Annotated in this window: 28 protein-coding genes; 15 read left to right on the top strand and 13 right to left on the bottom strand. The window is 58.7% G+C overall.

The window, feature by feature from the left end; genetic code table 11:
• Positions 1–108 precede the first annotated feature (108 nt).
• On the top strand, positions 109–1488 hold the full coding sequence (locus BLU52_RS05620; RefSeq protein WP_090282280.1) for a sodium:solute symporter: 1380 nt from the start codon (positions 109–111) through the stop codon (positions 1486–1488).
• Positions 1489–1657: 169 nt separating this feature from the next.
• Here BLU52_RS05620 and BLU52_RS27085 read toward each other — a convergent pair whose 3' ends face one another.
• Together BLU52_RS27085 and ptrR are read right to left on the bottom strand one after the other, a co-directional pair.
• Positions 1658–1786: a PA1414 family protein gene (locus BLU52_RS27085; RefSeq protein WP_003198971.1), complete on the bottom strand. Its 129-nt coding sequence runs from the start codon at positions 1784–1786 to the stop codon at positions 1658–1660.
• 142 nt (positions 1787–1928) lie between these two features.
• On the bottom strand, positions 1929–2822 hold the full coding sequence (ptrR, locus tag BLU52_RS05615; protein ID WP_090282279.1) for a putrescine utilization regulator PtrR: 894 nt from the start codon (positions 2820–2822) through the stop codon (positions 1929–1931).
• Positions 2823–2926: 104 nt separating this feature from the next.
• Here ptrR and BLU52_RS05610 point away from each other — a divergent pair, with 104 nt between their 5' ends.
• The gene (locus tag BLU52_RS05610) at positions 2927–4108 is read left to right on the top strand and encodes an MFS transporter (RefSeq protein WP_090282278.1); all 1182 of its coding nucleotides are present in this window, start codon (positions 2927–2929) and stop codon (positions 4106–4108) included.
• Here BLU52_RS05610 and BLU52_RS05605 read toward each other — a convergent pair.
• The 3 genes from BLU52_RS05605 to BLU52_RS05595 form a co-directional block, all read right to left on the bottom strand.
• The gene (locus BLU52_RS05605) at positions 4053–4985 is read right to left on the bottom strand and encodes a DMT family transporter (protein ID WP_090282277.1); all 933 of its coding nucleotides are present in this window, start codon (positions 4983–4985) and stop codon (positions 4053–4055) included. The two genes, BLU52_RS05610 and BLU52_RS05605, sit on opposite strands and share 56 nt — an antisense overlap.
• Before the next feature lie 269 nt (positions 4986–5254).
• The gene (locus BLU52_RS05600; protein ID WP_090282276.1) at positions 5255–5659 is read right to left on the bottom strand and encodes a DUF2177 family protein; all 405 of its coding nucleotides are present in this window, start codon (positions 5657–5659) and stop codon (positions 5255–5257) included.
• 45 nt (positions 5660–5704) lie between these two features.
• Positions 5705–6541: a CvfB family protein gene (locus tag BLU52_RS05595; RefSeq protein ID WP_090282275.1), complete on the bottom strand. Its 837-nt coding sequence runs from the start codon at positions 6539–6541 to the stop codon at positions 5705–5707.
• Positions 6542–6881: 340 nt separating this feature from the next.
• Between BLU52_RS05595 and BLU52_RS05590 the strand changes: the two genes are divergently transcribed.
• From BLU52_RS05590 to BLU52_RS05580, 3 genes are all read left to right on the top strand, one after another.
• On the top strand, positions 6882–7070 hold the full coding sequence (locus tag BLU52_RS05590; protein WP_016985943.1) for a hypothetical protein: 189 nt from the start codon (positions 6882–6884) through the stop codon (positions 7068–7070).
• Between the two features lie 204 nt (positions 7071–7274).
• Positions 7275–7991: a TorF family putative porin gene (locus tag BLU52_RS05585; protein WP_090282274.1), complete on the top strand. Its 717-nt coding sequence runs from the start codon at positions 7275–7277 to the stop codon at positions 7989–7991.
• A 77-nt stretch (positions 7992–8068) separates the two neighbouring features.
• Positions 8069–8938 (top strand): DUF6279 family lipoprotein, encoded by an 870-nt coding sequence (locus BLU52_RS05580; protein WP_090282273.1) that lies wholly within the window; start codon positions 8069–8071, stop codon positions 8936–8938.
• A 120-nt stretch (positions 8939–9058) separates the two neighbouring features.
• Here BLU52_RS05580 and BLU52_RS05575 read toward each other — a convergent pair whose 3' ends face one another.
• Entirely contained in the window at positions 9059–9451 is a 393-nt protein-coding gene (locus BLU52_RS05575) for a transcriptional regulator (RefSeq protein ID WP_090282272.1), read from the bottom strand.
• Positions 9452–9625: 174 nt separating this feature from the next.
• Between BLU52_RS05575 and BLU52_RS05570 the strand changes: the two genes are divergently transcribed.
• From BLU52_RS05570 to BLU52_RS05555, 4 genes are all read left to right on the top strand, one after another.
• On the top strand, positions 9626–10369 hold the full coding sequence (locus tag BLU52_RS05570; RefSeq protein ID WP_090282271.1) for a DUF899 domain-containing protein: 744 nt from the start codon (positions 9626–9628) through the stop codon (positions 10367–10369).
• 149 nt (positions 10370–10518) lie between these two features.
• Positions 10519–10689 (top strand): YhfG family protein, encoded by a 171-nt coding sequence (locus tag BLU52_RS05565; RefSeq protein WP_090282270.1) that lies wholly within the window; start codon positions 10519–10521, stop codon positions 10687–10689.
• Positions 10686–11294 (top strand): Fic/DOC family protein, encoded by a 609-nt coding sequence (locus BLU52_RS05560; protein ID WP_090282269.1) that lies wholly within the window; start codon positions 10686–10688, stop codon positions 11292–11294. Before BLU52_RS05565 ends, BLU52_RS05560 begins: the two co-directional genes overlap by 4 nt.
• Before the next feature lie 90 nt (positions 11295–11384).
• On the top strand, positions 11385–11660 hold the full coding sequence (locus BLU52_RS05555) for a hypothetical protein (protein ID WP_090282268.1): 276 nt from the start codon (positions 11385–11387) through the stop codon (positions 11658–11660).
• Between the two features lie 52 nt (positions 11661–11712).
• On the opposite strand, the gene BLU52_RS05550 is transcribed toward BLU52_RS05555, so the two are convergent.
• The gene (locus BLU52_RS05550; protein ID WP_027614555.1) at positions 11713–13053 is read right to left on the bottom strand and encodes a DEAD/DEAH box helicase; all 1341 of its coding nucleotides are present in this window, start codon (positions 13051–13053) and stop codon (positions 11713–11715) included.
• 190 nt (positions 13054–13243) lie between these two features.
• Here BLU52_RS05550 and BLU52_RS05545 point away from each other — a divergent pair, with 190 nt between their 5' ends.
• On the top strand, positions 13244–14542 hold the full coding sequence (locus tag BLU52_RS05545; RefSeq protein ID WP_090282267.1) for a mechanosensitive ion channel family protein: 1299 nt from the start codon (positions 13244–13246) through the stop codon (positions 14540–14542).
• A 292-nt stretch (positions 14543–14834) separates the two neighbouring features.
• Entirely contained in the window at positions 14835–15458 is a 624-nt protein-coding gene (locus tag BLU52_RS05540) for a 3'-5' exonuclease (RefSeq protein ID WP_090282266.1), read from the top strand.
• 148 nt (positions 15459–15606) lie between these two features.
• Here the strand turns inward: BLU52_RS05540 and BLU52_RS05535 are convergent, their stop codons facing one another.
• From BLU52_RS05535 to BLU52_RS05515, 5 genes are all read right to left on the bottom strand, one after another.
• Positions 15607–16656, bottom strand: coding sequence for a nucleotidyl transferase AbiEii/AbiGii toxin family protein (locus BLU52_RS05535; protein ID WP_231988009.1), 1050 nt, complete (start codon positions 16654–16656; stop codon positions 15607–15609).
• Positions 16657–16664: 8 nt separating this feature from the next.
• Positions 16665–17084, bottom strand: coding sequence for a DUF6088 family protein (locus BLU52_RS05530; RefSeq protein ID WP_090282264.1), 420 nt, complete (start codon positions 17082–17084; stop codon positions 16665–16667).
• A gap of 308 nt (positions 17085–17392) precedes the next feature.
• Positions 17393–18259, bottom strand: a complete 867-nt coding sequence (locus BLU52_RS05525) for a carboxylate/amino acid/amine transporter (RefSeq protein ID WP_090282263.1) — start codon at positions 18257–18259, stop codon at positions 17393–17395.
• A gap of 334 nt (positions 18260–18593) precedes the next feature.
• Complete coding sequence (locus BLU52_RS05520; RefSeq protein ID WP_090282262.1) at positions 18594–19193, bottom strand: FMN-dependent NADH-azoreductase; 600 nt, start codon at positions 19191–19193, stop codon at positions 18594–18596.
• A gap of 231 nt (positions 19194–19424) precedes the next feature.
• A complete protein-coding gene (locus BLU52_RS05515; protein WP_083353346.1) occupies positions 19425–19739 on the bottom strand; it encodes a 3-phosphoglycerate kinase in 315 nt (104 codons plus the stop codon).
• Between the two features lie 49 nt (positions 19740–19788).
• On the opposite strand from BLU52_RS05515, the gene BLU52_RS05510 reads away from it, so the two are divergent.
• The 4 genes from BLU52_RS05510 to BLU52_RS05495 all read left to right on the top strand — a co-directional run bounded on the left by BLU52_RS05510 (position 19789) and on the right by BLU52_RS05495 (position 24018).
• Positions 19789–20712, top strand: a complete 924-nt coding sequence (locus BLU52_RS05510) for a LysR family transcriptional regulator (protein ID WP_090282261.1) — start codon at positions 19789–19791, stop codon at positions 20710–20712.
• Positions 20713–20726: 14 nt separating this feature from the next.
• Complete coding sequence (locus BLU52_RS05505) at positions 20727–21530, top strand: alpha/beta fold hydrolase (RefSeq protein ID WP_090282260.1); 804 nt, start codon at positions 20727–20729, stop codon at positions 21528–21530.
• Between the two features lie 3 nt (positions 21531–21533).
• Positions 21534–22097 carry a peptidylprolyl isomerase gene (locus tag BLU52_RS05500; protein ID WP_090282259.1) on the top strand — a complete coding sequence of 188 codons (564 nt, stop codon included), beginning with the start codon at positions 21534–21536 and terminating at the stop codon, positions 22095–22097.
• Positions 22098–22185: 88 nt separating this feature from the next.
• A complete protein-coding gene (locus BLU52_RS05495) occupies positions 22186–24018 on the top strand; it encodes an ABC transporter ATP-binding protein (RefSeq protein ID WP_090282258.1) in 1833 nt (610 codons plus the stop codon).
• Between the two features lie 117 nt (positions 24019–24135).
• On the opposite strand, the gene BLU52_RS05490 is transcribed toward BLU52_RS05495, so the two are convergent.
• Positions 24136–25260 carry a GNAT family N-acetyltransferase gene (locus BLU52_RS05490; protein WP_090282257.1) on the bottom strand — a complete coding sequence of 375 codons (1125 nt, stop codon included), beginning with the start codon at positions 25258–25260 and terminating at the stop codon, positions 24136–24138.
• Positions 25261–25327 lie beyond the last annotated feature (67 nt).

The raw sequence follows: 25327 nt of genomic DNA, 5'->3' as shown, positions 1-25327 counted from the left end.
ACATCCAACAAAGATGTGACTGACAGACCGCTATCGCGAGCAGGCTCACGCCTGCAAGGGAACTGATTTCAGCCCCAATATAAAAAAGACAATCGGAGACTCGCCATCATGGCTTTGGATTTATTCGTCGTACTCATCTACGCCGCCGCGATGCTGATACTCGGCTACTACGGCATGCGCAAGGCCAAGACCCACGAGGATTACCTGGTCGCCGGGCGTAACCTGGGGCCGTCGCTGTACATGGGCACCATGGCGGCTACCGTTCTGGGTGGCGCGTCCACCGTCGGCACCGTGCGGCTGGGTTACGTGCATGGCATTTCCGGGTTCTGGCTGTGTGCGGCACTGGGTTGCGGGATCGTCGCGCTGAACCTGTTCCTCGCCAAACCGCTGCTGAAGCTCAAGGTGTTCACCGTCACCCAGGTGCTGGAAAAGCGCTACAACCCGATGGCCCGCACCGCCAGCGCAACCATCATGCTCGCTTACGCGCTGATGATCGGCGTGACCTCGATTCTGGCGATCGGCACCGTGTTGCAAGTGCTGTTCGGCCTGCCCTTCTGGATCTCGGTGCTGCTGGGCGGCGGTATCGTGGTGATCTACTCGACCATCGGCGGCATGTGGTCGCTGACCCTGACCGACATCGTCCAGTTCGGCATCCAGACCGTCGGCCTGATGTTCCTGCTGCTGCCGATCTGCCTGTACCGCGTCGGTGGCTGGGATCAACTGGTGGCGCAATTGCCGGCAGCCAGCTTCAACTTCACCAGCATCGGCTGGGACACGATCATCACCTACTTCATGATCTACTTCTTCGGCATCCTCATCGGTCAGGACATCTGGCAGCGCGTGTTCACCGCCAGGAGCGAAAAGGTCGCCAGGTACGCCGGCACTTCGGCCGGGATCTACTGCATCGTCTACGGTCTGGTCTGCGCGCTGATCGGCATGGCCGCGCATGTGCTGATTCCGGATCTGGACAACGTCAACAACGCCTTCGCCGCCATCGTCAAAGTCTCGCTGCCGGACGGCATCCGTGGCCTGGTGATCGCTGCTGCACTGGCGGCGATGATGTCCACCGCCAGCGCCGGCCTGCTCGCCGCGTCCACCACGCTGACCGAAGACCTGCTGCCGAAACTGCGCGGCGGCAAACAGTCGAACGTTGCCGTCAGCCGTCTGTTCACCCTGCTGACCGGCGTGGCGGTGCTGGGCATCGCGCTGGTTGTCAATGATGTGATCAGCGCACTGACTTTGGCTTACAACCTGCTGGTGGGCGGCATGCTGATTCCGCTGATGGGGGCGATTTTCTGGAAACGCGCGACCACCGCCGGTGCGATCAGCGCCATGACGCTGGGCTTCATCACCGCGCTGGTGTTCATGGTCAAGGACGGCATGGACGCGAACACGCCGATCTATTACAGCCTCGGGGTCAGTCTGGTGAGCTTCGTGCTGGTCAGCCTGTTTTCGCCACGTCCGGCGGCTGTGGCGCCTGCGATCTGAACTTGATGTAACGACTTGCTGCTTTCTTCGACGGGTGTGGCGTCGGTTGCCACACCCGTTTTTTTACGTCTGGAGAAAGCGGAAAATCGCAGCCTCCGGCCGCGCCCGCCGATTATTGGCAGGTGCGGCCGAAGACTGCGATTTCTCTGAATCTCGAAATCTGAGGGCGTTAACGCCGACGTGGCTGGCGGCGGCGCTGCTCGTCATCGGTGCGAATCGGCACAGGTTGCATTGGCGGTTCGATCAAGCCGAGCGCAACACCCAAATCGTGCAGCCAGTTTTGAATTTTCTCTTTCATCGTCGTGCCCCCTTCAGGGTGGTGCTGAGCGGCCGGAATTCTGAGGCCGCTTCGCACTGATAATAGTCCGAAGTCCTACGCAATGCTCGGCCAAATCCGCAATGATCTGTTACTGAATTGATCAGAGTCAGCCGCCATTGGTTCAGGCTGTTTCGCGGGTTTGCGCCACAGGCGCGGGATAGACCGCCTGCTGCACGTCGATCCAGGCATTCAGATTGGCCCCAAGCATGCCTTTACGCCACATGAGCCACGTTGTCGCACCCACGAACGGCTCGGCCAGCGGATGCACTGCGACGCGCTCGCGGCCCGGCAAACTGGCCAGCATCGACTCGGCCATCAGCGCGACGCCGCTGCCGGCAATCACACAGGCGAGCATGCCTTGATACGACTCGATCTCCATGGCCCGCCCCATCGCGGCGTGGTAATGGGCGAACCAGGCTTCCAGGCGCATGCGGTACGAACAGCCCTGACGAAAAGTGAACACCGCACGCCCCGCGACATCCAGGGCGGTGCGCACCGGCGGATGTTCGGGTTCGGTAATCAACACCAGACGCTCGTCGCACAGCGGCACGCCGTCGAGCCCGGCCAGCTCCAGCGGGCCGTCGACCAGTGCAGCGTCGAGGCGCCCGGTGAGCAAACCTTCCAGCAGCTCGCCGCTCGGCGCTGCCTGCACTTGCAGATTCACCGCCGGGTATTGCTGGTGATAGCGCGCCAGCAGTTCGGGCAGATGAATCGCCGCCGTGCTGTACATCGTGCCGAGCACAAAATCCCCGGCAGGTTGCCCGCCCATCACCGCCGCGCTGGCCTGATCGCGCAGGGCGAACAGCTTGCCGGTGTAGTCCAGCAGGACTTTTCCCGCAGGCGACAACTGCAACCGCTGACGCTCACGCACGAACAGTTCGACGCCCAATTGCTCTTCGAGCTGTTTGAGCCGGGTCGACAGATTCGACGGCACCCGATGCAAGCGCTCGGCGGCGCGGGTGATCGAACCTTCCTCGGCGACGGCCTGAAAGATTCGCAGTTGACTGAATTCCACCGACCTTCTCCAGAACAGAACAAGTTACTCACTATTATTCAATTTTAAAGAAAGTCAATCGGTCCTAGCCTGACGGTCATTGCTCTCTCGACGGAAGCCCGACCATGTCGCCTCTGATTCGCTTATCCGCCTGCTTCGTTGCCCTGATGATGGCCATGGGTATCGGCCGTTTCGCCCTGACCCCGCAAATGCCCCACCTGCTCAGCGAAGGGCAGATCGACCTGACGGGCGCCGGTCTGATCGCCGCGGCCAACTACCTCGGTTATCTGCTCGGCGCGGTGGATGCGATGTTCGCGCATCGTCCGCAGCAAGTGCAGCGACGCCTGCACGGTGGCTTGTGGCTCTGCGTGGTGCTGACGCTGGCGTCGTTCTGGGCGGACGGTTTCTGGGCGCACTTGCTGTTGCGCTTCGGCACCGGGGTGGCGAGTGCCTGGGTGCTGGTGATGATTACCACGTTGAGTCAACCGTTGGCCGTGGCGGCAGGCCGACCACGGCTGGGCGCACTGGTATTCGCCGGACCGGGGCTGGGGATTTTTCTTACCGGTTTACTGGCTTTGGTCTCGCATGGATTGCAGCAGACGTCGGCGACGTTATGGCTGATTTATGCCGCCGCCGCGCTGGTCATGATGTTGAGCGTCTGGCGCCTGTTGCCAACGCCTGTCGCCACGGTTGCAGTGGCTGCGCCTGCATCGAGCTCGGCGAATCGCGGCATCGGTCGTCTGGCACTGATTTATGCGCTGTACGGGATTGGTTACATCATTCCCGCGACCTTTCTCTCGCAAATGGCCAATGCGCAATTTGACGGGCGATGGCAGGCCGATCTGTTCTGGCCGTGCTTCGGTCTGGCGGCGGCGCTGGGGGTGCTGCTGGTCAGCCTGCGCCGTCACGATCCGCAAACCACGCGGCACTGGCTGATGGCAACGCTGTGGCTGCAAGCGGGCGGTGTATTCGCTTGCTTGCTGGGCAGCGGCGTCGGTCTCGGCCTTGGTGTGATCCTGTGCGGCACGCCGTTTCTGGCGTGCATGCAACTGGTGATGCAGCGCTCAAGGGAACTGGCGCCTCACGCCACTCAGCGCAACGCCGGTTTGCTCACTGCCTGCTTCGCCGTCGGCCAGCTCAGTGGCCCGTTGCTGGCGGCATTGAGCAGCCACTTCAGTGGTGGCCTGCAACCGGCGCTGGTGATCGCCGCTTGCGGCTTGCTGATCGCTGGCGGCCTGGCGATGCAGGCGTCTAGCGCTGGCCCAGCGCGCTGCGCAAACGCCGACGCAGCCACTGCTCGGCGCTGACGAAGGTGATGCCGAGCAGCACCAGCACGGCGCCGAGAACGAAATTCAGCGTCAGTTGTTCGCCCAGCAGCAACACGCCAAAGGTCACCCCGAACAGCGGCGTCATGAACGAAAACACCGCCAGATTCGCCGCCAGATAACGACGCAGCAGCCAGAACCAGACCAGATAACTGAAGAACGATACGATCAATCCTTGAAACAGCACACTGGCGATTGCCACGGTGGTCAGGCTGACGTGGGTAATCTGGCCGCTGAACAGCGCAATCAGCAACAGGCCAAGGAAGCCGACGATCAACTGATAAAAGAGCGTCAACGTCACCGGCGCTTCCGACAGCCGCGAAGCGCGCACCACCACCGTGGTCGCGCCCCAACAGGCGCCGGCCAGTACGCCAAACGCATCGCCCAACAGCATGCGTCGATCGAGGTTATCCCACGACACGCCGCCCGCGAAGGCGATCGCGATACCGATGAACGCGAGCAGAATCCCCAGCCATTGCAACGGTCGCAGGCGCTCACTGGCCAGGAGAAAGTGCACACCGAGCGCGGTGAAAATCGGCGCGGTATAGAGGAATACCGACATGTGCGCGGCGGTGGTCAGTTGCAGGCCTTCGGCGATAAACAGAAACTCCAGACCGAACAGCGCACCGGCCAGCAAGCCGCCGCGCCAGGTGTTGCCGACCTGACCCCAACCGCCCTTCCAGCAGATCAGCAAGCCGACCAGCAATGCGGAAATCCCCGAACGCGCCGCCGCCTGCATCACCGGTGCGATATCCGGCGCCGCCCACTTGATCAGCACTTGCTGTACACCCCAGATCAGGCACAGGCCAATCATCACTTGCAGGGCAAAGCTATCGGCATTGCGCCGCTCGACACTCACCGCAACACCTCGAACACACACAACATGGGCAGGCCATCCAATGGTCAGAAAACAATGCTGGGGATTATTGATCAGAAGCGCGGAAAAAGCCGTCTGGAAAAGACATTTTGTTTATCAGTGTCGTCAACTTTGAATGGCGGATGGCTGCGCCATCCATCGCCAGCAGGCTGGCTTCCACAGGGTTTGTGACCAGCGCAATATGGGGGAACTAACCACAATCAATGTGGGAGCCAGCCTGCTGGCGATAGCGACAGCCGCCACAACATCAATTACCGATCTGTATGACCCAATCGATTCGCCAAAAAAAACCCCACCGCACAGGCCACCGCCGTGGCAAACGTCCCCCACGCCCAGTCCATCAGACTCACCTGCACCGACCAGCCGCGCAACGTCGCCCAGTTGGTCAGGTCGTACGTGCCATACGCCACCAGCCCGAGCAACGCGCCCATCTTCGCCGCACGCTGCCAAGTGAGGGCCGGCAACACCACAAACACCACGCAACCAATAACGTACAGGCAATAAAAAACCGCTGCGGGGATCAGCAGCGGTTTGTCGAGCATCAGCGGACCGAGCAGTTCGCGATAGGTCGGCGCCATCAACAGGCCGAGCCAGACGCCGTCGAGCAAAAGAAACGTCAGCAGCGTGGCGACGTAAGCGATCAGCGTTTTTTTCATCGAACCGTTTCCCTGTGTGCCCATGGAGCATGGGCCATCCAGGGCTCAGGTTAGTTCAATGCGATCGGCATGGATGACAATCTTGCCTTCCTTGTACAGCGAACCGATAGCCTTCTTGAAGTTGCCTTTGCTCACGCCGAACAGGCTGCTGATCAGCGCCGGATCGCTTTTATCGCTGACTGCGAGCGTGCCGCTGTTGTCGCGCAATTTGGCAAGAATCTTTGAACTCAGGCTGCTGGCCGCTTCCTGCCCTACCGGTTGCAGGCTCAGGGCTATCTTGCCGTCGGCACGCACTTCCTTGATGTAACCCTTCTCGAGCATGCCGGCGCGCATGAACTTGAAGATCTCGTTCTTGTGAATCAGACCCCAGTGCTTGTTATTGATGATTGCCTTGAAGCCCATGTCGGTGGCTTCGGCCACCAGCAGGTCGACTTCCTGGCCCGGGCTGTAGTTGGCCGGGGTCTTGTCGAGGTAGCGATCCAGACGCGCCGTGGCGGTGATGCGGCGGGTGTGCTTGTCGAGGTAGACGTGCACCACGCAATATTCGCCGGCGGTCATCTGTCGTTTTTCTTCGGAGTACGGCAGCAACAGATCCTTGGGCAGACCCCAGTCGAGGAACACACCGATGCTGTTGACCTCAACGACTTTCAGGCTGGCAAACTCGCCGACCTGGACTTTCGGTTTTTCTGTGGTCGCGAGCAATTTGTCTTCGCTGTCCAGATAAACAAAAACATTGAGCCAATCTTCATCTTCGCTGGGAATATCCTTGGGGATATAACGGTTGGGCAGAAGGATTTCGCCGTCGGCACCGCCATCCAGATATAAACCGAAGTTAGTGTGTTTAACCACTTGCAAACTGTTGTAACGCCCGACTAAAGCCATTTTCCAGAACCCTCATTGCGTGGGCGGCATTCTACCCGTTTTTGCCGTGAGCGTCGGGCGACAGATCGGCACGCCATGTTTAATCTGCGCCAGGCCTTGATTTACCTGATTTGCAGACGGTCCATATGCCATTCGTCAGACCGACGAACCCACGCCCGAGTGAATACTCAACGCCTGCGTCAGATAAATCTTCTTATTTAAAACAGGGGGTTAGGCGGTTATTTCAGATATCGAAGCGATAATGCTGCAGCGCTGCACTCGGTTATTCCGAAGGATATTTACCAAGCAATTGTCAAGTTATTCCTGTACGATGCCTGGCCGAGTTACTTTCTACAGGTTAATGGCCGCCATGCGTGTAAAAGCATCCACCAGCAAAGCAAAGCCAGCTCCAGCCGTTGAAACCAGCGAATCGATCAACGATCAGATCGCCGCGTTCCTCAAGTCCGGCGGCGAGATTCAGCAAATTGCCAAAGGCGTCAGTGGCCAGACATTCGGCCCGTCCAAGCAGATCAGCCTGGGCAAGAAGTAATACCCGGTTTTACACCCGTCCAGAGGCGCTTTGAGCTTCGAAGCGTCTGGACTGGCACCGCGCAATCCCCCTCCGCATTAAACAAAAATCCCTGAAAATCGACGAACGGCCTTCAATGCCGAGCATTCGCCGGTATCCTTGCACGCGTCTGGATCAAGCGTTTCAGCAGGCGCAGCCCTGCCCTCGCAGTTCATGGAGTGACGCATGCGCCCATCTTCCTGTTTATTGCTCGTCAGCCTCTTCGCCAGCGCGTCCGCGCCTGCGCAGGTGTTTCAGCGTGAACTGGGCGACTTCGACCTCAAACTCGGCACTACGCCGAGCCGCAGCATGGCCCAGGGCCTGGTCAAACCGGCGGCGGTCGGCTCGTTCCACGGCGGCCTCGATCTGAGCCACGACAGCGGTCTGTATGTCGGCCAGTACGCACCGAGCATGGGCCTGACGCCGGGCAAGGATCTGGAAATCGATTCCTACGTCGGCTTCAAACAACCTTTCGATCAGGTCCTCGGCTACGAGGTCGGCATGATCCACTACAGCTATCCCAGCGTGGACACCCTCGACAGTCAGGAACTGTTTGGCGGCCTGACCCTGCTCGGCAGCCGTTTCGGCGTGGCCCTCAGCAACGACCCGGACAAACAGAACAACACCCTGTTTGCCGACCTCGGCGGCAATCAGCCGTTCGGCATCGGCGTCAGCATGAAATACACCACGCACCAATTGAACACGCCGGTGGCGGTGGACGGCGGCTACGTCAGCAGTTTCACCGACTGGTCGGTGAAGTTGTCGCGGCCGTTCATGGGCGTCGACCTCGACCTGATCTACAGCAATTCCAGCCTCAGCGGCGACGATTGCTCGGCCTATTCCGGGCACAACAGCCAGTGCGACGGCCTCGTCACCCTGAAAGCCGCACGCGCGTTCTATTGATCGGCTGAACTGCCGCGCGCATCCTGCATCACATAAGAATCAGAATTTCGACGCCAGGCTCTCGCAAGGATTTGCCCATGTCTCGCTGGTTCAAACACATCGCCGCTCTATTGATCTTCACCCTCGCCCTCGGCGCCTGTAGCCGTGTCGGCCTGGCCTACCGCAATCTCGACGTGATCATTCCGTGGACGCTCGGCGATTACCTGGATATGAACGGCGAGCAGAAAGACTGGTTCAACGAACGGCTCAGGGAACATCTGAGCTGGCACTGCACCACGCAACTGCCCGGTTATCTGGATTGGCTCGATCGCCTGCAAAGCATGGTTAAAAGCAACCAGGTCACCGACGCCGCCCTGCAGGAACGCACCGCCGAAGCCAAACAGGCGATCGCCCAGACCGCTCGGGAAATCACGCCGTCGGCCATCGAGCTGCTGCAGGGTCTGGATGACAAACAGGTAGCGGAAATGAACGACGCCTTCGCCAAGGACTTGCGCAAGCGCCAGAAGGAATATGTCGAGCCGCCTGTCGCGCAACAGATCAAGGAACGCGGCGAGCGCATGGAAAAACGCCTCGGCGACTGGCTCGGCCCACTCAGCGACAGGCAAAAACAACGGGTGGCGCAGTGGTCCGCGGCGCTAGGCGATCAGAACACCCAATGGATCGCCAACCGCGCCCATTGGCAGCAGCAATTCAGCGCCGCCGTGGCACAGCGCCAGAGCCCTGAGTTCGCCCAACGCATCGAGACGCTGCTGGTCAACCGTGAGCGTTTATGGACGGCGGACTACCGCAAGGCCTACGCCAACACCGAAGCACAGGGCCGCGCGCTGGCGGTGGACCTGATGGCCGACAGCACGCCGCAGCAGCGTGAACGCTTGTTGAAAAAAATCGAGGGCGTGCGTAAGGATTTCAACGACCTGAAGTGCCTGAAGGGCGCAAAGAAACCCTGAGAAAGCCGAGATCCCCTGTAGGAGTGAGCCTGCTCGCGATAGCGGTGGTTCAGTCATCAGTGATGTGACTGATAGACCGCTATCGCGAGCAGGCTCACTCCTGCAGGTCAGGTGTTGGCTTCAGGCAATCTGGGCCTTGGACGCCACTTCATCAAACGTCAACTCATCCAGAGCATCCTCCTGCTCATCCAGCACCTGACGCGGGTGGTCATTGCCCGGAATGCTGCTGTCGATCAGGCTGAGCAGGCTCGCACCGCGCGGGGTCAGGACGAAGTTTTCGCCGTTGCCGCCCTCGTCCTCAGGCCGTGGCTCGATGAAACCGCGTTCCAGCAGCAATTTCTCGTATTGGCACGCCTGCGTTTTCAAATGATCCAGGTTTTCCACCGGCTCACCCGACGCCGCCATATTCGCGGCGTGCTCCTCGGCATAGGGGCGCGGCGTGAAACTGTGTCCGGCGCTGTTCTGAACTTCATGCAGCAAGCGTTCAATCAAATCCCAATTGTATGTGGTCATCCTGATTCAACCTCCGGTGCGCATCGGTAATGGTGCGTTCTCAGGTTGTGACCGGAGCGGCGCACAGCCGTTCAGCCGCGTTTCCGGCACTGACCGACCGGCGGTCTGTCGATTTGCCCGTCGGTTGAACGACTAGTCTGAAACAGCCGGTTCAACCCCGCAGGAGACATCGTCATGAACGTCGAAAACCATCCGGTGGTATCGCGCGAAGAATGGCTCGCCGCGCGCCAGCAACACCTGGCCCACGAAAAAGCCTTCACCCGCGAACGCGACCGTCTCAGCGCCGAACGCCGCGCCCTGCCCTGGGTAAAGATCGACAAGGATTACCACTTCCAGGGCCCGAACGGCGAACTGAAGCTTGCCGACCTGTTCGGCAAGCACAGCCAGTTGATCATCTACCACTTCATGTTCGCCAAAGACTGGCGGGAAGGTTGTCAGGGTTGTTCGTTCCTCAGCGACCACATTGACGGCGCCAACCAGCATCTGGCTCATCACGATGTCGCCGTGGTGGCCGTGTCTCACGCACCGTTCAGCGAGTTTCAGGATTTCAAGAAACGTATGGGCTGGAAATTCGACTGGGTGTCGTCAGAGGGTTGCGACTTCAATTATGACTTTGGCGTCTGTGCACGCGCCGCCGACGTTGCGGCAGGAACGGCTGCCTACAACTACGAAAAGACCGACAGCGCCGAGGAAGAAATGCCCGGGTTAAGCGTGTTTTACCGCAACGCCAACGGTGAGATTTTCCATACCTATTCAACCTATGCCCGCGGCCTGGACATGCTGGTCGGCGCCTACCACTACCTTGACCTAACGCCCAAGGGACGCAATGAAGACGAGATCATGGAATGGGTGCGGCATCATGATCGTTATGAGGCCGCAGTGAAAACCAGCTGCTGCCATGGTGAACAGGCTTCGTAGAGGTCATCGAATTTGCCGATGACAGGAATTGCGAACTGAAGGTCCGACAAGCGGATTCAATGCGACTAATGATTGTGAGATGCTAAGCCCTTCCGTACCGGCAGGCTAACGTTGGCTATAATTGCGGAATATGAGCTTAAGGAGCAACGATGGAAAAGCTGAGCCTGGAGACCAAGAAAACGTGGTTTGCAAAGCATCGAAGAGCCAATTTCGCGGCCAGCTTGCGCCTGGAAGGTTTTGCTCCGTCACCTTGCGAAGGTGAGATCAAGCTTCCGGACAGAGAAGCTGCATTGCGAGCCGTTCGGCACTTGAAAGCTTGAGCGACAAATACGGTGTCGACCAAGCCCCGGATTGTTACCCGGGCACCAATGTTCTTATCAATCTGCTCGGCCTGCGAAATGCGGACGATCTCGATGAAGCAGAACGCTACCTTAACGAGGTAGCGGCGATGAAACTTGAGTTCGTCCTACCGCCCTATAGCCTGACAACCCTCAAAAACGTCCACCATACGCTATTCGAAAAAATCTACGCCTGGGCCGGTGAAACACGCACTCTGGCTCTCAGTAAAGGCATGACACGGTTCTGCAGCCCTGAGTTTATTGAGCGCGAAGTCGCCAAGGAATTTCTTGGAATGGCTGATGCAGGCTGGTTCGAGGGTTACTCTCGCGATCGATTGGTTTCATCGGTGGCTGAATCCTACGGAAACATCAATGTTGCCCATCCCTTCCGAGATGGCAACGGTCGTACGCAACGAGTCGTTTTCGAATATATTATTTTCAACGTTGGCTACTTGGTCGATTGGCACTCCGTGGACCGTGAGGGATGGATTGAAGCATGCATTCAATCCTTTTACGGCGCGGACCAACCTCTTGCCGATATCTTTGATCAATGCATCGGCGCATCACTGATTGAAAACGAATTCTGATGGCTCTCGCGCATAAAACTCGCTGAACTTTTCCCTGCCTCACGCCCTCAACCGCGTAACCCGCCTTAACCGGAACTGAGGCCTGCCCCGATGAAAACCCTGATCAAGCTCACCCTCGCCGCTACCCTCGCCTGCGCCCTGCCCGTGTGGGCCTGCACGCCGGAAGAAGCGACGATCAAACGTGAACAACTGGCGAAGGAGGTCTCGAAACTGACCGAGCAGAACCCGGAAAAAGCCAAGGAGATCAACGCTGAGTTGCAGAAAATGGACCTGGGCACGGCGAGCGCCGATCTGCCGGACAAGTGCCAGTTGATCGATCAGCGCTTGAAGGAGCTGGGCTCGGCAGAGAAAAAAGCCGATAGCTGAAGACATAAAAAAACCGGACATCGTCCGGTTTTTTTGTACGCGTGTTTAACGCTTATTCAGCCGCAGGCTCTGCCGGCTTGCGGCGCTTGAGCGGGGCCATGCCGTCGCTGCTCACCAGTGAATCCGGTTTTGGCCGGTTGGCGCTCTTGCGCTTGGTTGGCGTCTTGGCCGCGGTTTTCTTCTTGTCGCCCTTGGCGTCAGTCTTTTTCTTTTTCACGCCAACAGCCTTGCCCGAGGCCTTGACCTTTTTCGGCCCGCCGTAGGTGCCTTTGACTTCCTTGATGGTGCGGCGCTCGAAGCTCTGCTTCAGATAGCGCTCGATGCTCGACATCAGGTTCCAGTCGCCGTGGCAGATCAGCGAGATCGCCAGACCGTCGTTACCGGCACGCCCAGTACGACCAATGCGGTGCACATATTCGTCGCCGCTGCGTGGCATGTCGAAGTTGATCACCAGATCCAGACCATCAACGTCCAGACCACGGGCCGCAACGTCGGTCGCCACCAGAATCTTCACGCCGCCCTGCTTCAGGCGATCGATCGCCAGTTTGCGATCCTTTTGGTCTTTTTCGCCGTGCAGCACGAACGCCTTGTATTCCTGCGCCACCAGGCGGCCGTAGATGCGGTCGGCCATGGCGCGGGTATTGGTGAAAACAATCGCTTTCTGGTAGGTCTCGTTGGCTAGTAGCCAGTTCACAATCTGCTCTTTGTGCTGATTGTGGTCGGCGGTGATGATTTGCTGACGGGTGGTCGAGTTCAGTTGGCTGACCGCGTTGAGCTGCAAGTGCTCAGGGTTGTTCAGCACCTTGCCGATCATCTCGCGCAGGCCGGAACCGCCGGTGGTGGCGGAGAACAGCATGGTCTGCTGACGGTTCGGGCATTCATCGACCAGACGCTGCACGTCTTCGGCAAAACCCATGTCGAGCATGCGGTCGGCTTCGTCGAGCACCAGCACTTCGACTTCCTTGAGGTCGAGGTTGCCGGCGTTGAGTTGCTCGATCATCCGGCCAGGAGTGCCGATGAGGATGTCCGGCACTTTGCGCAGCATCGCCGCCTGGACCTTGAAGTCTTCGCCGCCGGTGATCAGGCCGGATTTGATGAAGGTGAACTGCGAGAAGCGTTCAACTTCCTTCAAGGTCTGCTGGGCCAGTTCGCGGGTCGGCAGCAGGATCAGCGTCTTGATGCTGACGCGAATCTTCGCCGGGCCGATCAGGCGATTGAGGATTGGCAGAACGAAAGCGGCGGTTTTGCCGCTACCGGTTTGCGCCGTCACCCGCAGATCACGCCCTTGGAGCGCCAGCGGAATGGCCGCGGCTTGCACAGGCGTTGGCTCGACAAATTTCAGCTCGGCCACAGCTTTAAGCAGGCGTTCGTGCAGGGCGAATTGGGAAAACACGGGTGCTACCTCGAAGATATGCAAAAAAACAGCTGCATAGGTTACCGGTTTCGAGCGCTCAGGCCGAGTTTCTTTATGCAAACGGGCACAATCAGTGGTTTTTTTGTTGCCTGATTGTCTCCAATCGTAATACGCAGCGTCTTAAATGCTCTAATCCCCCCTCGCGTCTTATAGAAGAAACGTTTCGCTTATGGATATCAAACAGCTCTGGCTCAAAGCTCAGGACCTCTGGGGCACCCTTGAACAGCACCCGTTGTTGCAATCAGGGCTGGCGCTGATGGTGCTGCTGGTCATCGCCCTCGTCCTCGGACGAGTGGCGCGCTATCTGATCCTGCACGCCAGCCGCATGCTCGGGCGTCAGCCGGCGCTGCACTGGATCAACGACTTTCGTCACAACAAGGTGTTTCAGCGTCTGGCGCAGATGACGCCGTCGCTGGTGATTCAGTTCGGCCTGCATCTGGTGCCCGAGCTGAGCAAAACCGCGATGAACTTCCTTGGCAACGTGGCACTGGCGTTCACCATTCTGTTCCTGCTGCTGGCGGTCAGCGCCCTGCTCAATGCCCTGCTCGACATCTATGCGCGTACCGAACATGCACGCACGCGCTCGATCAAGGGCTACGTGCAACTGGCGAAAATGGTCTTGTACGTGTTCGGCGCGATCATCATCGTCGCCACCCTGATCGACCGCTCGCCGCTGTTGCTGCTGTCCGGTCTGGGTGCAATGTCGGCGGTGATTCTGTTGGTCTACAAGGACACCCTGCTGTCATTCGTTGCCAGCGTGCAACTGACCAGCAACGACATGCTGCGCGTCGGTGACTGGATCGAAATGCCGCAAGTCGGTGCCGACGGCGATGTGGTCGATATCACTCTGCACACGGTCAAGGTGCAGAATTTCGATAAGACCATCGTCTCGATCCCGACCTGGCGGTTGATGTCCGAGTCGTTCAAGAACTGGCGCGGCATGCAGCAATCGGGTGGGCGGCGGATCAAGCGCAGCCTGTTCATCGACGCCAGCGGCGTGCGCTTCATCCGTGACGATGAAGAAGAAAAACTCTCTCAAGTGCACCTGCTGACCGACTACATGAGCCGCAAGAAAGCCGAGCTCAAAGCCTGGAACGAGGCGCAAGGTAACGTCGCGGCAATGTCGGCCAACCGCCGGCGCATGACCAACATCGGCACCTTCCGCGCCTATGCGCTGGCGTACTTGAAGAGTCACCCGGAGATTCAGCCGAACATGACCTGCATGGTGCGGCAGATGCAGACAACCGCCCAGGGCATTCCGCTGGAAATCTACTGTTTCACCCGCACCACGGTCTGGGCCGATTACGAGCGGATTCAGGGGGATATTTTCGATTACCTGCTGGCGGTGCTGCCGGAGTTTGGCTTGAGTCTGTATCAGCAACCGAGTGGTGGGGATTTGCGTTCGGGGTTGTTGCCCGCGGTGCTGGGCGCTTCCAGCATTCCCGAGCCTGAAAAGCATCTGATGTGATTCACAAAACCAATGTGGGAGCCAGCCTGCTGGCGATTGCGGTGTGTCAGTCACATCGATACTGAGTGACACTGCGGGCGCTTGAGCTTGAGCATATAAAGTCTCTCAGGCGCTACTTCGCTCCCCCCAAGATCGCGCCTCCCTTCGCCATCAATAACCAGCATGCATCCCCATCTGTCGAGCGCGGTCATAGAGGTCTGATCGGTGGACAACGCGCGTTGACATCGGATAATTTCCATAAAGACACTTGGAAACTGGTCATCATTCATGATCTCAAAAATTAGAGCTGAGCATGGTACCTGTTCGTAAGCCCCAGCACTTGGCAGCACTTCGGGAGGTACTAGCCCCCTACCAATATCTTCTGTGTATCGATCTTGAGGCGACGTGTGATGAGCCCCCCAGACCGGGCGAGCCTCCACGGCAACTGATGGTGAAACGCGATGAAATGGAAACCATTGAGATTGGCTTGGCTGTGATCCAGCTTTCGTCCCTCAAAGTGATTGATCAATTTCAGAGCTTTGTCCGACCCACTCTGCACCCGGTGCTTACCGACTTTTGTCGAGGGCTGACGACGATCAGGCAAAGCGACGTTGACGCAGCTCCCGGCTACGCCAAAGTTGGTCAAATGCTTGAAGTATTTCTAGCAGCCTACCCAAACTCGATGTGGTGTTCATGGGGGGATTATGACTTCAAGCAACTGCAGCAAGATGCCTCACGCCTACATTGCAGACCAATGCTCGATGGGATGCTTCACACCAACTTGAAGAAATGGCACTGGAAAATTTTCGACTGCCGTGCGTTAGGCCTTCAGCCTGCCGTGGCGATGTCAGGACTGGTGTGGGAAGGCACCTACCATCGTGGCATCGATGATGCCCGGAATGCGGCAAACGTGGCGACTCACATGCTTGGTCGGTAATAGACTGCGTACCAGGAGGCCCATCCAAGTCACAAGGGCCTGATCACGAATGGCCATACATCCACTTCCCGCGGCCATGAGCACCGACACTTGCCCGAACTCACGCAAATTATGCTCAACGAACGATCAGCGAGACACCCTTGCGCGCTCAAGCAGCACCACTGACTGCATCAATGGCGTCATTGCTGGCTGCACAATGATCCAGCAAATAATGCGCGACCCTTGCAAACGCTGCAAAGCAGGTGTCGAAATCAGGTGTTTCTTCAGCGTAAAGCAGAGGTATGAGCCTTTCTCCGAAATTGGCTTTCAACCCATCATGTATCGCGGCGACCTCAAGGGCATGCCGCAAGACCCCGAACGGATCTGCTCCGAACTCTGGGTGCCGTCTGCCAAACTCGGTGACGTCCTTACCTACCGACAAGGCGAATACTTTTGCAGCAGGCTCTATCGCCCCGGGGTACGCCGTCGCGATACGCCACACATCGTATACATGGCGAACCAGCGCAGTATCGAACTCTTCAGGCTGATACCCAGCCCAACTGCTGGCACAGCGGCGCAGCAGTGAGAGTATCTTTTCCGCTAGGGTCTCAGCTACGGTGATGCACTCCATGGGGAACTGGAAAGGGTCTTTACACCCATCAAGTTTTTCAAGCATGTAACCCAATTTTTGTGTTTGCGACGGAATCATGGGAGGCCGACAAACGAGCTCAATCTTTAGCTGCGGACGCAAAGTTCCTACCGCATCCTGAAAGTGAGCTTCGTACGACACCATCAAACAGTAGTAACGATGGGTATCCCTATAAATTGGATTACTTCTATTCACGACCCATTGAAAATCAAGCTCGGACAAGGCCGCCTCGACCGCTCCGTGCAGCGCTTTCAGCCGGCTACGATCCCCCAGGTCTTTTGGAAAAGCGTAACCTTCAGGCGGATTATCCAGCTCAACCTTGATGTCAATATCTTCCGACATCCGCTCGATAAGGCCGTATGCCTTCGATAGACAGGTGCCGCCAGCAAAAACCATTCGCGTTGCAACATTGACCGTCGCAGGCTTGGGATCACCCTTTTTCCGATTCACCTGGGTTGCGAGGTGAACCATGTGGATTCGCGAAAGTGCATGCAGCGCATCAGTGATGTGCTGGTCTTTCTCTGCGACAGCAGCTGGCATATTTTTTAAGAATGCCAGCCGTGGACGCATCCTCGATGCTAACCCGCAGCGGTTCTGGAAGAGTTTTCATAAACTACAGCGTTGTCCCCTACCGTCACTTTACGAGAAATACGTCGACTTCCGGTATTGACAACCGTACCCATAGGGATTTGCGTCGTTCTACCGCTGTTGTACTCAGCAACAAGGCTACTGGGCGCGATCGTAATATTGAGCTTGCGGAAAAGCTCAGTAGCAATTTTTTCCAGAGTGCCTGCGGGCGTTGGTTTGCCCGTGTACTGATTAATACGCGCTTTCGCAAATGCGCCTTTACTCACACGCACAAGCATACCGTTCGCAACAAACCGCGCCAAAACACGGCCGACCTGCGAATCGCTACCCATGCTTGAAAACTCCGAGCGCAACACGACGATGCCCGCACGCTGCTTGATTGAACGGCTCATGCGGTCTTCGAGTTTCATAAACCACCTCCCAAGACAAGCTATTTACCTTCAGGTCACTATAGGTCTCACCGCGAGATTGGCTAGTAGGAGCCAGCCTTTGACCTGACAAAACCTGCGCATCCATGCGCGAAGCTCTATTGGTGCAGGAAGGCCGAATTCAGAACTGGAAAAAGCACTGGGCGATGTCGAGTGGGGAAGATTCGCTCTCAGGCCTCCCGCCAGTAGCACTAGATCGGTCAGCATTCGCGAGCTTGGAAAACATATCAAGCAACGCCGATGAAATATGCGGGCAAGCCCGCTCCCATCGGATATTTTGTGGTCAGCAATTACGCGCTGGCCGGGAAATTGCGGATACCCAACCGGCTAATCCAAACCGCGGCCAGGATCACACTCCCGCCAAGGAACAACCGCCCCAGTTCCTCATCCTGATTCCAGATCAGCAGGTTCAGCAACAACCCCACCGGCACATGCAGATTGTTCATCACCGCCAGCGTGCCGCCGTTGACCATGCACGCGCCCTTGTTCCACCAGTACAGACCCAACGCCGTCGACACCAGCCCCAGAAACAACAAAACGCCCCACTGCAGCGGTGCTTCCGGCAGGAAGTTGGACTTGCCGAACAGCAGAAACGCCGGCAATACCACGGCGAGTGCGCCGAGGTAGAAGTAGCCGAAGCGCCGGTAATGCGGCAGATCGCTCGGGTGTTTCGCCACCAGATGCTTGTACAGCACCTGCCCCGCCGCGTACGTGAAGTTGGCCAGTTGCAGCAGCAGGAAGCCCATGAAGAAGTCCGGGCTGATGCTGTCGAAGCGAATCACCGCCGCCCCGCCCACAGCGACCAGCGCCGCCACCAGCGCCCACGGATTGAAGCGGCGGTTCAGCGCGTCTTCGATCAACGTCACATGCAACGGCGTCAGGATGGTGAACAGCAAGACTTCCGGCACCGTCAATACGCGAAAGCTCAGGTACAGGCAGACGTAAGTCACACCGAACTGCAGCGCGCCAATCAGCAGCATGCCGCGCATGAACCCAGGTTCGACCGAACGCCAGCGCGTCAACGGAATGAACACCAGCCCGGCCAGCACCACGCGCACCAGAACCGCGAAGTAACTGTCGACATGACCGGCGAGGTATTCGCCGATCAGACTGAAGGAAAACGCCTGGATCAGCGTCACAAAAAGTAGATAGCCCATGCTCGCCTCGGAAATCGAATGGCGGCGACGATAGCGGTTTTCGATTCTGCAACCAACACAAATCCCCTGTAGGAGTGAGCCTGCTCGCGATAGCGGTCGTTCAGGCGCATCTGTATTGGCTGACACACCGTCATCGCGAGCAGGCTCACTCCTACAAGGGGAATTATGTCGATCATCAAATCCCAGGCAAAAAAAAGCCCGATCTCGCTAAAGCGTTCAATCGGGCTACAGCACTCAGGAGCAAAAGTGCAAAGGGAGGTTCGTTGCGCGTAAAGCCTTGAAGGGGTTGCGCCAGGTCACTAGACCATCCAGCGATTATCTGGCGATTAACCTATCAAGCGACCTGGGACAGTTTGGCGTTGGCCTGATTGAGGCCCTTCTCCTGGAAGTCGCCACCGAGGTTCATGCCCTCGGCGTGAATGAACGTCACGTCGTGGATGCCGATGAAACCCATGACCTGACGCAGGTACGGTTCCTGATGATCCGCCGGACCACCGGCATACACCCCGCCACGTGCCGTCAAGACAAAGGCACGCTTGTCATTGAGCAGGCCTTGCGGACCGCTTTCGGTGTACTTGAAGGTCACCCCGGCGCGCAGCACATGGTCCAGCCAGGCCTTGAGCGTGCTCGGAATAGCGAAGTTGTACATCGGCGCCGCCATCACCAGCACATCGGCCGCCAGCAGCTCATCGGTCAAGGCGTTGGAGCGGTCCAGCGAGGCTTGTTCGATTTCGTTACGCTGTTGCGCAGGCTTCATCCAGCCGCCCAGCAGGTTGGCGTCCAGGTGCGGCACCGGGTTAACGGCGAGGTCACGCACGGTGATCTGATCGTTCGGGTGCGCGGCTTTCCACTGAGCGATGAAGGTCTGGGTCAGTTGACGCGAAACCGAGTCTTGCTGACGGGCGCTGCTTTCGATGATCAGAACGCGGGACATGGTGTGTAGCCTCCATCCGAATATGTTGTAGGTCGATGGAGTGAACATTAAACAGGGCTGAATCGATTAAAAAGCGCAATTATCCGCTGTAACCGATCGATAAATTCGTTTATAAGCTAACCATGCCCGTTGCAGGAGTGAGCCTGCTCGCGATAGCGGTGTGTCAGTTGCCGATGATATCGGCTGATCCACAGCTATCGCGAGCAGGCTCACTCCTACAGGGGATTACCGCTATTTCGGGGTGCAGGTCAGTTTGATGCGCAGCTTGATGATCTCGCGGGTGAACTTGGCCGTGGCGTTTTTATGTTTGCCGGCCGGCACGTCGATACTGCGCGTGCGCGGCGCTTCCGGACCGTTGCTGAATACCGCGCGACACGTCGCATCGACGTCACCGTAGTTGGCCACCCGAATCGAGCCGATGTCGTTATCGGTGTCGAAGGTCTCGTAGTCGATCTTCATGCCGTTGAGGTCTTTCTGCACATCGATCGGATAAGCAAAAGCCGTCAACGGTAGCAACGCCAGCACCACACAACAGAATTTTTTCATTCGCCGCTCTCCATGGGGAACGGCCAGCTTAGGACAAGAGGAGCTATTGATGAAAGCGCCCCGCGTGACCCTAGATCAATGGCGAACGTTGCAGGCCGTGGTCGACCACGGCGGATTCGCCCAGGCCGCCGAGGTCTTGCACCGTTCGCAGTCGTCGGTGAGCTACACCGTGGCGCGCATGCAGGACCAGCTCGGCGTGCCGCTGCTGCGCATCGACGGCCGTAAAGCCGTGCTCACCGAAGCCGGCGGCGTGCTGCTACGCCGTTCCCGGCAACTGGTGAAACAGGCCAGCCAACTCGAAGACCTTGCTCACCACATGGAGCAAGGCTGGGAAGCCGAAGTGCGGCTGGTGGTCGACGCGGCGTACCCGAGCGCGCGTATCGTACGGGCATTGACCGCGTTCATGCCGCAGAGCCGCGGCTGCCGGGTGCGTCTGCGCGAAGAAGTATTGTCGGGCGTTGAGGAAGTCCTGCTCGAAGGCGTTGCCGACCTGGCGATCACCGGTCTGAGCATTCCCGGTTATCTGGGTGCGGAATTAAGCGACGTCGAGTTCGTCGCCGTCGCCCACCCTGATCACCCGCTGCACCGGCTCAATCGCGAGCTGAGCTTTCAGGATCTGGAGACCCAGATGCAAGTGGTGATCCGCGACTCCGGTCGCCAGCAGCCGCGCGATGTCGGCTGGCTCGGCGCCGAACAGCGCTGGACGGTCGGCAGCCTTGCCACTGCCGCAACGTTTGTCAGCAGCGGACTGGGCTTTGCCTGGCTGCCCCGGCACATGATTGAGCGGGAACTCAAGGATGGCTCGCTGAAGCTGCTACCGTTGGACAGAGGCGGCAATCGCAATTCCAGCTTCTATCTGTATTCGAACAAGGACAAACCCCTGGGCCCGGCCACGCAAATCCTTATCGAACTGCTGCGCACCTTCGATACCTTGCCGCTGGACGCCCCGTTCGCCGCCCCCGAGCAAGCCTGACACGGAGTTCACCGATGGCCTTTTTCGAGCACGATGGTTGCAACCTGCATTACGAAGAATATGGCCACGGCGCCCCGTTATTGCTGGTCCACGGGCTTGGTTCGAGCACGCTGGACTGGGAGATGCAGATCCCGGCACTGGCCGCGCATTACCGGGTGATCGTCCCGGATATTCGCGGTCACGGCCGCTCGGACAAGCCGCGCGAGCGTTACAGCATCGCCGGTTTCAGCGCCGACCTGCTCGCGCTGATCGATTATCTCAACCTCGGCCCGGTGCACTATGTCGGCCTGTCGATGGGCGGGATGATTGGCTTCCAGCTCGGCGTCGATCAGCCGCAGGCACTGAAAAGCCTGACCATCGTCAACAGCGCACCACAGGTCAAACTGCGCAGCCGCGACGATTACTGGCAATGGTTCAAGCGCTGGAGCCTGATGCGCCTGCTCAGCCTGGAAACCATTGGCAAAGCCCTCGGCAGCAAGCTTTTTCCCAAGCCGGAACAGGCCGACCTGCGACGAAAAATGGCCGAACGCTGGGCAACAAACGACAAACGTGCTTATCTCGCCAGCTTCGATGCGATTGTGGGTTGGGGGGTTCAGGAACGACTTTCCCGAGTGACCTGTCCAACCCTCATCGTCAGCGCCGACCGCGACTACACGCCTGTGGCGCTGAAAGAAACCTATGTAAAACTGCTACCGAATGCGCGGCTGGTGGTGATCGCCGACTCGCGCCACGCCACCCCGCTCGATCAACCCGAACGCTTCAACCACACGCTGCTGGAGTTTCTCGCCGCAGCCGATATTCAATCTCAGGATCACTGACCCATGCTGAAAAAACTCGCCCTCGCCGCTGGTACCGTGCTGTTTGCCGCCAACCTGATGGCTGCCACCCCAGCCAAGGCGCCCCATGTTTTGCTCGACACCACCAACGGCCAGATCGAAATCGAACTGGACCCGGTCAAGGCACCGATCAGCACCAAGAACTTTCTTGAGTACGTCGACAGCGGCTTTTACACCAACACGATTTTCCACCGCGTGATCCCGGGTTTCATGGCCCAGGGCGGCGGCTTCACTCAACAGATGCAACAAAAAGACACCAAGGCGCCGATCAAGAACGAAGCCAGCAACGGCCTGCACAACGTTCGCGGCACCCTGTCGATGGCGCGTACCTCCAACCCGGATTCGGCCACCAGCCAGTTCTTCATCAATGTGGCTGACAACGCGTTCCTCGATCCAGGCCGTGATGCCGGTTACGCGGTGTTCGCCAAAGTGGTCAAGGGCATGGACGTGGTCGATGTCATCGTCAATTCGCAAACCACTACCAAACAAGGCATGCAAAACGTGCCTGTCGACCCTGTGATCATCAAGTCGGCCAAGCGCATCGACTGATTGCTGCAGGGCATTACGAGCGGCTACGGCCTGATCCCGCGCCGCTCACACCGATAAAAGGAGAGCCCGTTTTCCGGGCGATTATCTGATGCTCTATCGCCGTTTCGAACAACTGATCGATATCTTCCGCGACGCCCCGACGGCGTCTCCTCCAGACCGCGTCTGGCCTTTCTATACCTATTATCTGAAGCAGGTCTGGCCGAGTTTCGCCGCCCTGCTGGTCGTCGGCCTGTTTGCCTCGCTGATCGAAGTGGCGCTGTTCAGTTACCTGAGCCGCATCATCGACCTGGCGCAGGGCACGCCCAACCCGAACTTCTTCAGTGACCACGCCCTCGAACTGACGTGGATGCTGGTGGTGGCCCTGGTGCTGCGGCCGATATTTTTCGCCCTCCACGACCTGCTTGTGCACCAGACCCTGAGCCCGGGCATGACCAGCATGATTCGCTGGCAGAACCACAGCTACGTGCTCAAGCAGAGCCTGAATTTCTTCCAGAACGACTTCGCCGGGCGCATTGCCCAACGCATCATGCAGACCGGCAACTCGCTGCGCGATTCGGCCGTGCAGGCGGTCGACGCGCTGTGGCACGTGGTGATCTACGCGATCAGTTCGCTGGTGCTGTTCGCCGAGGCCGACTGGCGCTTGATGATTCCGCTGCTGACGTGGATCGTCGCCTACATCGGCGCGCTGTATTACTTCGTCCCCCGCGTCAAAGAACGCTCGGTGGAAGCCTCCGACGCGCGCTCGAAACTGATGGGCCGCATCGTCGACGGCTACACCAACATCGCCACGCTGAAACTGTTCGCCCACACCAACTTCGAACAGCACTACGCCAAAGAGGCCATCGAAGAGCAGACCGTCAAGGCACAAATGGCCGGCCGCGTGGTGACCAGCATGGACGTGACGATCACCACCATGAACGGCTTGCTGATCGTCGGCACCACGGCGCTGGCCTTGTGGCTGTGGACGCAGTCGCTGATCACGGTCGGGGCGATTGCCCTGGCGACCGGGCTGGTGATCCGCATCGTCAACATGTCCGGCTGGATCATGTGGGTGGTCACCGGGATCTTCGAAAACATCGGCATGGTCCAGGACGGTTTGCGCACCATTTCGCAACCGGTCAGCGTCACCGATCACGAGCAGGCCAAACCGTTGCAAGTGGCCCGTGGCGAAGTGCGTTTCGAGCACGTGGATTTTCACTACGGCAAAGAACGCGGGATCATCGGCGACCTCAACCTGAACATCAAACCGGGGGAAAAGATCGGTTTGATCGGCCCGTCCGGTGCTGGTAAATCGACGCTGGTCAACTTGCTTCTGCGCCTGTACGACGTCGAGGGCGGGCGGATTCTGATCGATGGCCAGAACATCGCCGAAGTCGGCCAGGAAAGCCTGCGCGAACGTATCGGCATGATCACTCAGGACACGTCGCTGCTGCACCGTTCGATCCGCGACAATTTGCTTTACGGCAAACCCGACGCGACCGACGCCGAGCTCTGGGAAGCGGTGCACAAGGCCCGTGCCGATGAGTTCATTCCGCTGCTGTCCGATGCTGAGGGCCGTACCGGCTTCGACGCGCATGTCGGTGAGCGCGGGGTGAAACTGTCCGGCGGCCAGCGGCAACGTATCGCCATCGCGCGGGTGCTGCTCAAGGACGCACCGATCCTGATCATGGACGAAGCCACCTCGGCGCTGGACTCGGAAGTCGAAGCGGCGATTCAGGAAAGTCTGGAAACTTTGATGCAGGGCAAAACCGTAATCGCCATTGCCCACCGCCTCTCGACCATTGCGCGGATGGACCGGTTGGTGGTGTTGGAAAACGGCAAGATCGCCGAAAGTGGTACCCACGACGAATTGCTCGCCCATCGCGGCTTGTACGCGCGGCTATGGGCGCATCAGACCGGAGGCTTTGTCGGCATCGATTAAATCTGCCGAACACCACAAGACCTGTAGGAGTGAGCCTGCTCGCGATGGCGGAGTGTCAGCATCAATCACATTGACTGGCACACCGCCTTCGCGAGCAGGCTCGCTCCCACAGTGGTTCTAGGTTTGGCGGTAGGGCAAGGCGCTGCGGGCTTCTTCGGCATAAGCAAGGACGCCGGCCCGTTCCAGCTGGAGGAAATCTTTCACCGCCGCCTTCAACCCCGGGTGGCGCAAGTAATGCCACGAATGGGTGATCACCGGCTCAAACCCGCGAATCAACTTGTGTTCACCCTGCGCACCGGCATCAAAGCGCTGATAGCCGTGGGCGATCGCATAGTCCATGCCCTGATAGAAACACGTCTCGAAATGCAGCCGATCGAACTCGGCCAGGCAGCCCCAGTAACGACCGTAGAAACTGTCGCCACCGACCAGACTGAAGGCCATCGCCACCGGCCGAGAACCTTGTTTGGCCAGTACCACGCGAATCGCTTCGGGCATGCGCTCGGCGAGCAGACTGAAAAACTCACGGGTCAGGTACGGCGCCTGGCGCCGCACCGCGTAGGTATTGGCGTAGCAGGCGTAGACGAAATCCCATTGCGCCTCGTCCAGCTCACGCCCCTCCAGCCACTCGAATTCGAAGCCCTGCTCCGCCACTTGCTCACGCTCCTTGCGCATCTGTTTGCGCTTGCGGGAACTGAGCGCATCGAGGAAATCCTGGAAGTCGCGGTAGCCGCGATTCTGCCAGTGATACTGGCAGCCAATGCGCTGCAGCCAGCCAGGCTGTTCGGCCATCGCCGCGTCGGTGAACGGGTCGGTGAAATTGATGTGCGCGCTGGAAAGCCCTTCGATCTCCAGATAGCCCGGCAGACTCTTGAGCAGTTCGTAACCGTCTTCGACATTCGCCGCCAACAGCCGCGGACCGCCGACCGGGCTGAACGGCACGGCGCTGAGATACTTGGGGTAATAGTCGATGCCGGCACGGGCACAGGCGTCGGCCCAGCCGTGATCGAAAACGTATTCGCCGTAGGAATGCCACTTGCGATAACCGGGTAACGCGGCGATCAGGCGATCCCCTTCAACATGCAGCAAATGCTCGGGCTGCCAACCGCTGTGCGGGCCGACGCTGCCGCTGTCCTCCATCGCACTGAGGAAAGCGTGACGCAGAAACGGCTGGTTTTCCGGCACCAGTGCGTCCCAGCTCGCCGGGGCGATTTGCGATAGGTTTTGCAGGCATTGCAACGGCATCGACAAGCTCTCCAGACAGACTTCAGCGCCCGGCGAGTATCGCCGATTGCGCGCCGTTGCACACCCG

The sequence above is a fragment of the Pseudomonas granadensis genome (assembly GCF_900105485.1).
Classification (GTDB): domain Bacteria; phylum Pseudomonadota; class Gammaproteobacteria; order Pseudomonadales; family Pseudomonadaceae; genus Aquipseudomonas; species Aquipseudomonas granadensis.
This window is presented reverse-complemented; position numbering and strand designations above follow the sequence as displayed.

Bases quoted from the DNA above. Each gene is read 5' to 3' on its own strand.
- BLU52_RS05620 (WP_090282280.1), top strand. From the start codon at position 109: ATGGCTTTGGATTTATTCGTCGTACTCATCTACGCCGCCGCGATGCTG.
- BLU52_RS27085 (WP_003198971.1), bottom strand. From the start codon at position 1,786: ATGAAAGAGAAAATTCAAAACTGGCTGCACGATTTGGGTGTTGCGCTC.
- BLU52_RS05610 (WP_090282278.1), top strand. From the start codon at position 2,927: ATGTCGCCTCTGATTCGCTTATCCGCCTGCTTCGTTGCCCTGATGATG.
- BLU52_RS05600 (WP_090282276.1), bottom strand. From the start codon at position 5,659: ATGAAAAAAACGCTGATCGCTTACGTCGCCACGCTGCTGACGTTTCTT.
- BLU52_RS05595 (WP_090282275.1), bottom strand. From the start codon at position 6,541: ATGGCTTTAGTCGGGCGTTACAACAGTTTGCAAGTGGTTAAACACACT.
- BLU52_RS05590 (WP_016985943.1), top strand. From the start codon at position 6,882: ATGGCCGCCATGCGTGTAAAAGCATCCACCAGCAAAGCAAAGCCAGCT.
- BLU52_RS05585 (WP_090282274.1), top strand. From the start codon at position 7,275: ATGCGCCCATCTTCCTGTTTATTGCTCGTCAGCCTCTTCGCCAGCGCG.
- BLU52_RS05580 (WP_090282273.1), top strand. From the start codon at position 8,069: ATGTCTCGCTGGTTCAAACACATCGCCGCTCTATTGATCTTCACCCTC.
- BLU52_RS05575 (WP_090282272.1), bottom strand. From the start codon at position 9,451: ATGACCACATACAATTGGGATTTGATTGAACGCTTGCTGCATGAAGTT.
- BLU52_RS05570 (WP_090282271.1), top strand. From the start codon at position 9,626: ATGAACGTCGAAAACCATCCGGTGGTATCGCGCGAAGAATGGCTCGCC.
- BLU52_RS05565 (WP_090282270.1), top strand. From the start codon at position 10,519: ATGGAAAAGCTGAGCCTGGAGACCAAGAAAACGTGGTTTGCAAAGCAT.
- BLU52_RS05555 (WP_090282268.1), top strand. From the start codon at position 11,385: ATGAAAACCCTGATCAAGCTCACCCTCGCCGCTACCCTCGCCTGCGCC.
- BLU52_RS05545 (WP_090282267.1), top strand. From the start codon at position 13,244: ATGGATATCAAACAGCTCTGGCTCAAAGCTCAGGACCTCTGGGGCACC.
- BLU52_RS05540 (WP_090282266.1), top strand. From the start codon at position 14,835: ATGGTACCTGTTCGTAAGCCCCAGCACTTGGCAGCACTTCGGGAGGTA.
- BLU52_RS05535 (WP_231988009.1), bottom strand. From the start codon at position 16,656: ATGCGTCCACGGCTGGCATTCTTAAAAAATATGCCAGCTGCTGTCGCA.
- BLU52_RS05530 (WP_090282264.1), bottom strand. From the start codon at position 17,084: ATGAAACTCGAAGACCGCATGAGCCGTTCAATCAAGCAGCGTGCGGGC.
- BLU52_RS05525 (WP_090282263.1), bottom strand. From the start codon at position 18,259: ATGGGCTATCTACTTTTTGTGACGCTGATCCAGGCGTTTTCCTTCAGT.
- BLU52_RS05520 (WP_090282262.1), bottom strand. From the start codon at position 19,193: ATGTCCCGCGTTCTGATCATCGAAAGCAGCGCCCGTCAGCAAGACTCG.
- BLU52_RS05515 (WP_083353346.1), bottom strand. From the start codon at position 19,739: ATGAAAAAATTCTGTTGTGTGGTGCTGGCGTTGCTACCGTTGACGGCT.
- BLU52_RS05510 (WP_090282261.1), top strand. From the start codon at position 19,789: ATGAAAGCGCCCCGCGTGACCCTAGATCAATGGCGAACGTTGCAGGCC.
- BLU52_RS05505 (WP_090282260.1), top strand. From the start codon at position 20,727: ATGGCCTTTTTCGAGCACGATGGTTGCAACCTGCATTACGAAGAATAT.
- BLU52_RS05500 (WP_090282259.1), top strand. From the start codon at position 21,534: ATGCTGAAAAAACTCGCCCTCGCCGCTGGTACCGTGCTGTTTGCCGCC.
- BLU52_RS05495 (WP_090282258.1), top strand. From the start codon at position 22,186: ATGCTCTATCGCCGTTTCGAACAACTGATCGATATCTTCCGCGACGCC.
- BLU52_RS05490 (WP_090282257.1), bottom strand. From the start codon at position 25,260: ATGCCGTTGCAATGCCTGCAAAACCTATCGCAAATCGCCCCGGCGAGC.